Source organism: Jatrophihabitans sp. (genome assembly GCF_036000465.1).
Classification (GTDB): Bacteria; Actinomycetota; Actinomycetes; order Mycobacteriales; family Jatrophihabitantaceae; genus Jatrophihabitans.
In genome coordinates, this window is record NZ_DASYFV010000057.1 from 1 (window position 1) to 9508 (window position 9508).

Annotated in this window: 7 protein-coding genes and 1 pseudogene; 6 read left to right on the forward strand and 2 right to left on the reverse strand. The window is 70.6% G+C overall.

The genetic code is table 11. The features are described 5' to 3' along the window. Positions 1-196: 196 nt before the first annotated feature. From arc to VGN18_RS17110, 6 genes and pseudogenes are all read left to right on the forward strand, one after another. Positions 197-1888: pseudogene (gene arc, locus VGN18_RS17085) on the forward strand (proteasome ATPase); the annotation flags it as partial. Positions 1889-1998: 110 nt separating this feature from the next. Beyond that, the gene (locus tag VGN18_RS17090) at positions 1999-2751 is read left to right on the forward strand and encodes a sulfite exporter TauE/SafE family protein (RefSeq protein ID WP_327540922.1); all 753 of its coding nucleotides are present in this window, start codon (positions 1999-2001) and stop codon (positions 2749-2751) included. Between the two features lie 76 nt (positions 2752-2827). After that, complete coding sequence (locus VGN18_RS17095; RefSeq protein WP_327540923.1) at positions 2828-3427, forward strand: LemA family protein; 600 nt, start codon at positions 2828-2830, stop codon at positions 3425-3427. Positions 3428-3438: 11 nt separating this feature from the next. After that, positions 3439-5349, forward strand: coding sequence for a M48 family metallopeptidase (locus tag VGN18_RS17100; RefSeq protein ID WP_327540924.1), 1911 nt, complete (start codon positions 3439-3441; stop codon positions 5347-5349). A gap of 88 nt (positions 5350-5437) precedes the next feature. After that, positions 5438-6967 (forward strand): depupylase/deamidase Dop, encoded by a 1530-nt coding sequence (dop, locus tag VGN18_RS17105; protein WP_327540925.1) that lies wholly within the window; start codon positions 5438-5440, stop codon positions 6965-6967. A 164-nt stretch (positions 6968-7131) separates the two neighbouring features. Beyond that, complete coding sequence (locus VGN18_RS17110) at positions 7132-7410, forward strand: iron-sulfur cluster biosynthesis protein (protein ID WP_327540926.1); 279 nt, start codon at positions 7132-7134, stop codon at positions 7408-7410. Positions 7411-7475: 65 nt separating this feature from the next. On the opposite strand, the gene VGN18_RS17115 is transcribed toward VGN18_RS17110, so the two are convergent. Beyond that, on the reverse strand, positions 7476-7748 hold the full coding sequence (locus VGN18_RS17115) for a DUF2277 domain-containing protein (RefSeq protein WP_327540927.1): 273 nt from the start codon (positions 7746-7748) through the stop codon (positions 7476-7478). Between the two features lie 26 nt (positions 7749-7774). Continuing rightward, a complete protein-coding gene (locus VGN18_RS17120; protein ID WP_327540928.1) occupies positions 7775-9373 on the reverse strand; it encodes an FAD-binding oxidoreductase in 1599 nt (532 codons plus the stop codon). Positions 9374-9508 lie beyond the last annotated feature (135 nt).

Here is a 9508-nt window from a genome sequence, read left to right on the forward strand (position 1 = left end):
TCTGTCTTCGAGGGTAGTTGCCCGTCGCGGACGGTCCCGCTGTGTAGGGTGGGATTTCGCGAACACTCCGCGCCGATTGCGATCGACACAGTGGGAGGTGGCCGCAGTGGCTCAAGAGCCGCGTAACGCCCAGGACGGGACTCCGCGCGCGCCGCGTCCGGACATGAGCGATGCCGAGCTGCGCCGTCGCACCGTCTTCCTCGAGCAGGAGCTCGAACTCCTGCGCGCCAAGGTCTCCGAGTCGCCGCGCCACATGCGCCTGCTCGAGGACCGCCTCGCCGAGGCCCAGGCTCGCGTCGCCGCGTTGAGCGACCGAAACGACCGCCTCGCCGACACGCTGCGCGAGGCCCGCGACCAGATGGTCAGCCTCAAGGAGGAGATCGACCGCCTCGCCCAGCCGCCGAGCGGTTACGGCGTCTTCCTGGAGGCGTTCGAGGACGGCACCGTCGACATCTTCACCAGCGGTCGCAAGCTGCGCGTCGCCGTCTCGCCCGAGGTCGACCTCCCCGAGCTGAAGCACGGCCAGGAGGTCATGCTCAACGAGGCGATGAACGTCGTTGCCGCGCGCGGCTTCGAGCGCACCGGCGAAGTGGTCATGCTCAAGGAGATCCTCGACGGCGGCGACCGCGCGCTGGTGATCGGTCACACCGACGAGGAGCGGGTCGTCTTCCTCGCCGAGATCCTGCGCGAGAAGCCGCTGCGCTCGGGTGACTCGTTGCTGCTCGAGACGCGCTCGTCCTACGCCTACGAGCGGGTGCCGAAGAGCGAGGTCGAGGAGCTCATCCTCGAAGAGGTTCCCGACATCGACTACACCGACATCGGTGGGCTGTCCAAGCAGATCGAGTCGATCCGCGACGCCGTCGAGTTGCCGTTCCTGCACGGTGACCTGTTCCGCGAGCACCAGCTGCGCCCGCCGAAGGGCATCCTGCTGTACGGGCCGCCCGGGTGCGGCAAGACGCTGATCGCCAAGGCGGTCGCGAACTCGCTGGCCAAGCAGGTGCAGAAGGTGCACGGCGGCGACGAGAAGGCCACCGCGTTCTTCCTCAACATCAAGGGCCCGGAGCTGCTCAACAAGTACGTCGGCGAGACCGAGCGGCACATCCGGCTGGTGTTCCAGCGAGCGCGGGAGAAGGCGTCCGACGGCACACCCGTCATCGTCTTCTTCGACGAGATGGACTCGATCTTCCGTACCCGAGGGTCCGGTGTGTCGTCCGACGTCGAGAACACGATCGTGCCGCAACTGCTGAGCGAGATCGACGGCGTCGAGGGGCTCGAGAACGTCATTGTCATCGGGGCCTCGAACCGCGAGGACATGATCGACCCGGCCATCCTGCGGCCCGGCCGGCTCGACGTGAAGATCAAGATCGAGCGTCCGGACGCCGAGGCGGCCCGCGACATCTTCGGCAAGTACATCCTGCCGGGGTTGCCGATCCACGCCGACGACCTCGCCGAGCACGGCGGCGACGCCGAGGCCACGGTGGCGGCGATGATCCAGCACACCGTCGAGCGCATGTACACCGAGACCGACGAGAACCGCTTCCTCGAGGTCACCTACGCCAACGGTGACAAGGAGACCCTGTACTTCAAGGACTTCAACTCGGGCGCGATGATCCAGAACATCGTCGACCGCGGCAAGAAGATGGCGATCAAGGACCTGCTCACCACCGGCCAGCGCGGCCTGCGGATGCAGCACCTCATGGCCGCCTGCGTCGACGAGTTCCGCGAGAACGAGGATCTCCCGAACACCACCAACCCCGACGACTGGGCCCGCATCTCCGGCAAGAAGGGCGAGCGGATCGTCTACATCCGCACGCTCGTGTCCGGCGGCAAGGGCGCCGACGCCGGTCGTGCGATCGACACTGTCGGCAACACCGGCCAGTACTTGTAGTGCGCGCCGCCGCGCCTTCTCTGTTGTCGGTCCGTTCCGGCGTTACCTCGGTCTCGCTGTTGCCCCGCACTGCCGGCATCGGGCTCCGGGATGCGTAGCGTTCTCGTCTAGTGACGGTCTGGCAGGGTCTGCTCGTCCTCGTCGCCGGGGTCTGGGCCGGCACCATCAACACCGTCGTCGGGTCGGGCACGCTCGTGTCGTTCCCGGTGCTGCTCGGTATCGGCCTGCCGCCGGTGACGGCCAACGTGTCCAACACCGTCGGGCTCTTCCCGGGCTCGTTCACCGGTGCGTGGGGCTACCGGCGCGAACTCGCGGGCCAGCGCCGCCGGGCCCTGGTGCTCGGGGTCGCGTCGGCGGTCGGCGCGATCATCGGCGCGGTGCTGCTGCTCGAACTGCCCGCCGGCGCGTTCAAGGCCATCGTGCCGGTGCTGATCGTGCTCGCCCTGCTGCTGGTGCTCTTCGGCGCCCGCATCACCTGCTGGCTCGCGACCCGCGGGCACGGCGCGACCGAGCATGTCGGGTTGGCGCTCTGGCTGGTCGTACTCGGCACCGGCGTCTACGGCGGCTACTTCGGCGCGGCACAGGGCGTGCTGCTCATGGGCTTTCTCGGGCTGTTCCTCGCCGAGTCGCTGCAGCGGCAGAACGCACTGAAGAACGTGCTCGCCGGCGTCGTCAACTTCGTCGCCGCGATCGTCTTCATCGCGACCACCCACGTCGACTGGGCGGCGGCCGCCCTCATCGCGGTCGGCTCGATCATCGGCGGCCTGCTCGGCGCCCGCATCGGCCGCCGCCTGCCGCCGACGGTGCTGCGCGCGACCATCGTCGTCGTCGGCCTCGCCGCGATCGTCAAGCTGCTGCTGTGAGCGCCCGACGCCTCGGCGCGCCCGGTGCGTCCCGCTAGGCTGCGCTGCACACGTCGCCTCGGGGAAGGTGCCCTCCATGGGACTCGTCATCGGCATCGTCATCGCCGTCATCGTGATCGCGCTGATCCTCTACGTCATCAGCGCGTACAACGGGCTGGTGCGCGCCCGCAACGCGTTCAAGAACGCGTTCGCCCAGATCGACGTGCAGCTCCAGCGACGGTTCGACCTCATCCCCAACCTGGTCGAGACGGCCAGGGCCTACATGGCGCACGAGCGCGGGACGCTCGAAGCGGTCACGCAGGCCCGGGCCGCGGCCATGGCCGGGCTCGCATCGGCCCAGGCCAGTCCGGGCGATCCCGCGGCCATGCAGAAGCTGGCCAGCACCCAGGGGGCCCTGACCAGTGCGCTCGGCCGCTTCAACGTGTCGGTCGAGGCCTACCCCGACCTCAAGGCCAGCCAGAACATGATGCAGCTGTCCGAGGAGTTGACGTCGACGGAGAACCGGGTCGCCTTCGCCCGTCAGGCGTTCAACGACTCGGTCATGACCTACAACAACCGGCGCCAGGCCTTCCCCGGTTCGGTCATCGCCGGCGCGTTCCACTTCGATGCCGCCGCTCAGTGGGAGATCGCCCCCGACAAGCCCGAGACCCGCGAAGCGCCGAAGGTGCAGTTCTGAAGCAGGGCCGCGTGAACTTCTTCGAGCGACAGCGGGCGTCGCGCGCGACGACGGTCAAGCTGGTTGTCCTTTTCGCGCTGGGCGTGCTGTCGATCGTCATCGCCGTCGATGCCGTCGTGCTGATTGTGGAGCGCCGGGCCACGGCGTCGACGATCGTCGGCAGCCTGATCGCGGCCAGCGCATTCACACTGCTCGTCATCGCCGCGGGCACGGCGAGCAAGATGATCGCGCTGCGGGCCGGGGGAGTCGCCGTCGCGCAGTCGGTCGGCGCCGTCGCCATCGACCCCAGCACGAGCGATCCGCGGCTGCGGCGGTTCATCAACATCGTCGAGGAGATGTCCATCGCGTCCGGCGTGCCGGTGCCGCGACTCTTCGTGCTCGAGCAGGAGCCCGGAATCAACGCGTTCGCAGCCGGCTACAGCCCGGCCGACGCCGCGATAACGGTCACCTCGGGGGCGCTCGACACCCTGAACCGCGACGAGCTCCAGGGCGTCATCGGCCACGAGTACAGCCACGTGCTGAACGGCGACATGCGGCTGAACATCCGGCTGATCGGCCTGCTCAACGGCATCCTGCTGCTCGGCCTGATCGGGCTGCGCTTCCTCCAGTTCGGGGGCGGGCGCTCGCGCGACAGCCGGGGCAGCCCCATCCTGGCCGTCGCGATCGCCCTGCTCATCCTCGGCTTCGTCGGCCAGTTCTTCGCCGGCCTCATCAAGGCGGCGGTCAGCCGCCAGCGGGAATGGCTCGCCGACGCCTCGTCGGTGCAGTTCACCCGGCAGACCACCGGGCTGGTCGGCGCCCTGAAGAAGATCGCCGGACTGCCGGCCGGCTCCGCTCTCGGCGACAAGCACGGCGAGAAGCAGATCAGCCACATGCTCTTCGGCGAGGGCAGCCGCGGCCTGTCGCAGCTGTACGCGACGCACCCGCCGCTGCTCGAACGCATCAAGGCGCTCGACCCCGCCTTCAACCCCGATGAGATCGCGCAGCTGCAGCAGGACTTCGCCCAGCAGCCCCCCGACGGCATGGCCGAGGACGCCGCGCTGGGTCTGGCCGGGCCGGCCCCGGTCATCCGCCCCGCTCCCGCGATGTCGGCGGACTCGTCGGTACGGCTGGACGCCGGTGCCATCGGCGGCCGGGTCGGCCGGCTCACGCCCGACGACCTCGCCCGCGGGGCCCGGCTCAGCGGTCAGATCCCGCCGTCGCTGCACACCCTGGCCACGCAGTCGAGCACCGCCGTGCCGCTCGTGCTCGCCCTCCTGCTCGACGGCGGGGAGGACGTGCGGACCCGCCAGCTGCAGGTCGTCCGGGCCCGCATGGGCGGTCCGGTGGCCGAGGCCGCCGCCGGGTACGCGGCCGAGGTGAGCCCGCTGGACCCGGTGCTGCGGCTTCCGCTGGCCGCCATCGCGGCCCCGTTGCTGGCGGCGCGACCGGCCGATCAACGTGCGGCTCTGGTCACGGCGCTTGACGAGATGGCCCGGGTCGACGGGCGCATCACCGTCTTCGAGTACTGCCTCACGCGGATGATCGCCAGCAGCCTTTCCGACGCGGCCGCGCCCGGCCCCCGATCCCGGCCCGGCCGGGGGACCGTCGGCTCGGCCGGCGACGCCGCGCTCTCCCTGCTCGCCGCGATCTCCGCCGCCGGCAACGCCGACCCGGCCGCGGCCGAGCACGCGTTCGGCGCCGCGGCCGCCCGGCTCTACCCGGGCCGACGAGTGCCGTTCACCCCGCCCGCGGACCCCTGGCGCGACCTCGACGCCGGCTGGGCAACGCTGGACGCGCTGGCCCCGCCGCACAAGCAGCAACTGGTCGAGGCGCTGGTGGTGGCTGTATCCGACGACGGCGTGCTGACGATCGCCGAGGCCGAACTGCTGCGCACGACCTGCGCGCTGTTGCACTGCCCGCTGCCGCCCCTCGTGGCGTAGCCCCGGCGCGGCCGATCACCCGGCCGGGGACGCGAGGCCCGGCGCGCCGTAGCCTGAGAGGGCCAAACGAGCGAAGCGAGGTTCGAACGTGACCGTCAGACGCGTGATGGGCACCGAGGTCGAGTACGGCGTCAGCCTGCCCGGGCAGCCGACCGCGAACGCGATGCTGCTCTCGGCGCAGGTCGTCAACGCCTACGCCAGCACGCTGCCGGCCGGGCGCTCGCGCCGGGCCAGCTGGGACTTCGAGGAGGAGTCGCCGCTGCGCGACGCGCGGGGCTTCGATCTCGGCGGCGGCAGCGGCACGGTGGCCCAGGAGTTCATCGACGCCGAGGAGGACGCCGGGATGGCCAACGTCATCCTGCCCAACGGCGCCCGCCTCTACGTCGATCACGCCCACCCCGAGTACTCCAGCCCCGAGGTCACCAACCCGCTCGACGCGGTGCGGTGGGACAAGGCAGGCGAGCTCGTGATGCTGGAGGCGACCCGTCGGCTGCCGACCATGCCCGGCGTGAACGCCGCGATCAACCTGTACAAGAACAACACCGACAACAAGGGCGCCTCCTACGGCGCCCACGAGAACTACCTCTGCCGCCGCGACACCCCGTTCGGCGCGCTCGTGCGCCACCTTGTCCCCTTCTTCGTCACCCGCCAGGTCATGTGCGGCGCGGGGCGGGTCGGCCTCGGTCAGGACGGCCGCACATCGGGCTTCCAGATCTCGCAGCGGGCCGACTTCTTCGAGGTCGAGGTCGGCCTCGAGACCACGCTCAAGCGCCCGATCGTCAACACCCGCGACGAACCGCACGCCGACGCCGACCGCTACCGTCGCCTGCACGTCATCATCGGCGACGCGAACATGTCTGAGATCTCGACCTACCTCAAGGTCGGCACCACGGCGCTCGTGCTCGCGATGATCGAGGACAATTTCCTGGCCGACGACCTCGGCATCGCCCAGCCGGTGCGGGAGCTGCACGAGGTCTCGCACGACCCGTCCCTGCGGCACACGATCACGCTCGCCGACGGCCGGACGATCACCGCCCTCGACCTGCAGCGCGAGTACCTCGACCGGGCCCGCAAGTACGTCGACGACCGCCAGGGCGACGACGTCGACCCGCAGACCGCCGACGTGCTCGCCCGCTGGGAATCGGTGCTCACGCGCCTCGGCACCGACGCCATGCAGCTCGCCCGCGAACTCGACTGGGTCGCCAAGCTGCGGGTGCTCGAGGGGTACCGCGACCGCGACTCCCTCGACTGGGATTCCTCGCGCCTGCAGCTGGTCGACCTGCAGTACTCCGACGTCCGTCCGGAGAAGGGCCTATACAACCGGCTCGTCTCGCGCGGCGCGTTCGAGACCCTGCTCGGCCCCGACGCCGCCGAGACCGCGATGGGCACGCCGCCCGAGGACACCCGCGCCTACTTCCGGGGCGAGTGCCTGCGCCGCTACGGCGCCTCGGTCGCCGCCGCGTCGTGGGATTCGGTCATCTTCGACGTCGGGCGCGATTCGCTCGTGCGGGTACCGATGCTCGAGCCGCAGCGCGGCACCAAGGCCCACGTCGGCGACCTGCTCGACCGCTGCCCCGACGCCGCGACGCTGATCGAGGCCCTCAACAGAGCGCGGTAGAACTCCCGCGACACGCGCGGGCCGGGTGCCAGGTTTGACATATCCGGCAGTTCTCGCAAATGTGGAGGACGTCCGGCTGGCACCCACGCCGCTGTTGCTGCAGTTCGCGGTGACCCGTGGAGAGTGCCGGCGACGTCATCCCGAATCCACGAAGGAGCCGCACCGTGCTCACTGTCACCGACAACGCCGCCACCGAGATCCGCAACCTGGTGGCCAACCCCGAGGTCCCCGACGAGGGTGGCGTGCGCATCGCCAGCAACCCCGAAGGTGCCCTCACCCTGGCCCTGACCGGCGCCCCGGCCGACGGCGACCAGGTCGTCGACAGCGACGGCGCGCGGGTGTTCCTCGAGCCGCTCGTCGGCCAGCTGCTCGACGACAAAACGCTCGACGCCGGCGTCGACCCCGAGGGTCAGGTGCAGTTCAGCGTGCTCGAGAACGCCTGAGCGGCGCCCGTACGCAACACCGGGCCGCCGTCCACCACTTCCAGGTGGGCGGCGGTTCGTCGCGTTCAGGTGCGGGCGTAGCGCTCCGCGCTGCGGGCCCGGGCCTTCGCCGCCTCGACCTCGCGGTCCTTCGGCGGCGCCGAGGTGACCAGCGCCTCCAGCAGGTGCCGGGTGGCGTGGGCGACCTCGTGCACGGCGGCGTCGAACGCGGCCTGGTTCGCCGCCGACGGCTTGGCCGTGCCGCTGACCTTGCGCACGTACTGCAGCGCGGCCGCGTGCACCTCGTCACCCGTCGCCGGCGGCTCGAAGTTGTGCAGCGTCCTGATGTTTCGGCACATGCGATCAGCTTGCCACGCGCGACGGGTCAGGCGGTGGACTCGTACTGGTCGAAGTGGATCTTCGTGGGCGCGACGCCGCGCTCGGTGAGCCGGGTGACGGCACTCTCGATCATCGAGTTCGGACCGGCGACGAGGACGTCGAGGCCGAGCTGGCCCCAGTCGAGCAGCGTCGGGACGACCTGGTCGACCCGGCCGCGGTAGCCCACGTAGGTCGGGTCGTCGGACACCACGCCGTAGATGCGGACGCGCTCGCCCTTGCCGCTGGCCCGCACCATCTGCTTGAGGTGCTCGACGGGGTACAGATCGTCCGGCGTGCGGCCCCCGACGAAGGCGTACAGCGGCGGGCAGTCGCGCCAGCCGAGCACCGACTCGACCACGGCCGAGATCGGCGCCGCCCCGGTGCCCGAGCACAGGCACAGCACGCCACCGGTGAGGGTGCCGGGCTCGACGACCAGGTCGTTGCCGCGCGGCGGGCCGAGCCGCAGCCGGTCGCCGACCTTGGTGTGCATCACGAGCGCCCCGGAGACCCCGGTGGCGTTCACCGCGCGCACGTGGATGTCGAAGGTGTTGTCCGGACGCGGCGCGCTGGCGATCGACATCTGACGCCACTGGCGCCGCTGCCGCTCGGTCTCGAGGGTCAGGTACTGGCCGGCCCGGAACAGGTACGGGGCGTCGGGCTGGATGCGCAGCACCGCGAAGTCGCGCTGCACCCGCTCGTGCGACACCACGGTCGCGCCCCAGTAGGCCGGCTCGTTCGCCTTGCGCAGCGCACCGTCGATCATGATCGAGGCGAGCCGGGTGTAGCTGCCGACGATCGCCTCCTCGGTCTCGGCCGTCCAGGCCGATCCCATGATCGTCCTGAATGCGTTGACGAGGGCCTGGCCGGCGAGGTCGTAGTGCCGTGGCTCGACGTCGAACTTGCGGTGGTCGACGCCGAGCTGGTCGAGGTGGGCCGCCATCGACTCGGGGTCGTCGGCGACGACCCACTGGAGGAGTGCCCGGCCGAAGTCGTCGCGCTGGGTCGACATGTTCGACGGGAACATCCGGAACGCCTCGTCGCCGAGGGCGAAGAACAGCTCGGCGTAGAAGGTGCGCACGAGCAGGTCGGCGCGGTCGCTGACGGAGTCCCAGGCGGCGCGGACGACCGCGCGGTCGTACGGCTTGGCCACGACCGGCGTCAGGGCCGGCGGGTTCGGGGGCGTGTAGAAACCCGGCACCGGAACGGGCGCGCTGCGCAGGTCGGCGGCACCGACGACAAGACCCCCGGCCGCGGGACCGGGGGCGAAGAACTGAGCGGTCGGCGCCTCGTCAAGATCGGGTCTAGGGGCGCCGGCAAGATCGGCTCTGGGTGGATGCGGCAACGGGCGCGGGGAGGCGTGCACCCCGTTCGTACCGTTGAGCCCCGCCCCGTTCGTGGTGTCGGTCTTCGGCGGCACGTAGTAGCCGTTGGTGGCCGGCGCGACGGGCTCCGGTCGGGCGCCGTTGCGGGGCAGCCGCAGCTGGCCGGTGGACGGGTCGGCCTGATGGCGGTGAACCGGGGCGTCGGTCACCGCGCGGCGGGCGCGACGCTCACGTCCGCCGTCGTCGGACGAGCGCCATTTGTCGAGGGCCTGTCGAAGCCCCATGGGTGTGCCTCCAGTTGACGTCGAATCCGACTGTAGCGGGTATGCCCGTATGCACATGTACCGTAAATCGATCCGAAAGGGAGGTTGTCTGGTGAGTCCCAAAGGTACGCCGAAGCCTGGTTCCGACGGTGAACA

Excerpts from the sequence above, each read along its gene's own strand:
- VGN18_RS17120 (WP_327540928.1), bottom strand. The coding sequence starts at position 9,373 with ATGGGGCTTCGACAGGCCCTCGACAAATGGCGCTCGTCCGACGACGGC.
- VGN18_RS17095 (WP_327540923.1), top strand. The coding sequence starts at position 2,828 with ATGGGACTCGTCATCGGCATCGTCATCGCCGTCATCGTGATCGCGCTG.
- VGN18_RS17115 (WP_327540927.1), bottom strand. The coding sequence starts at position 7,748 with ATGTGCCGAAACATCAGGACGCTGCACAACTTCGAGCCGCCGGCGACG.